This is a genomic window from Brevibacterium metallidurans (assembly GCF_037101285.1).
In the GTDB taxonomy this organism is placed as follows: domain Bacteria; phylum Actinomycetota; class Actinomycetes; order Actinomycetales; family Brevibacteriaceae; genus Brevibacterium; species Brevibacterium metallidurans.
In genome coordinates, this window is the sequence record NZ_BAAAAF010000069.1 from 1 (window position 1) to 580 (window position 580).

The 580-nt window shown below is 58.3% G+C and carries 1 protein-coding gene; it reads left to right on the forward strand.

The window, feature by feature from the left end; genetic code table 11:
- Positions 1-497: CheR family methyltransferase (locus tag AACX88_RS17565; protein ID WP_339394141.1), on the forward strand; the 497-nt coding region annotated here is incomplete at its 5' end.
- Positions 498-580: the final 83 nt, after the last annotated feature.

Sequence of the window (580 nt, forward strand, 5' to 3'; positions counted from 1 at the left end):
CCGCCTCTACCGGCGAAGAGCCGTATTCGATCGCCATCACGTTCGGCGATGCGCTGGGAGAACGCCTCAGCAGCAGCCAGATATGGGCCAGCGATATCGACACCCAGGTACTGGAAAAAGCCGAAGCAGGTATTTATCGCCATGAAGACCTGCGCACTCTGACGCCGGCCCAGATGCAGCGTTATTTCCTGCGCGGCACCGGGCCGCATCAGGGGCTGGTACGCGTGCGTCAGGAGCTGGCGACGCGGGTCAATTTCCAACCGTTGAATCTGCTGGCGCCGGAGTGGGCGCTACCGGGGCCGTTCGACGCGATATTTTGTCGCAACGTGATGATCTATTTCGATAAGCCGACGCAGGAGCGCATCCTGCGCCGCTTTGTCCCCTTGCTTAAACCGGGGGGGCTGCTCTTTGCCGGTCACTCCGAGAATTTCAGCCAGATCAGCCGGGATTTCTACCTGCGTGGACAGACCGTGTATGGGCTGACCAAGGAGAAGTGATGAGTAAAATCAGAGTGTTATGTGTCGACGATTCGGCTCTGATGCGCCAGTTGATGACCGAAATCGTCAATGGCCACACTGAT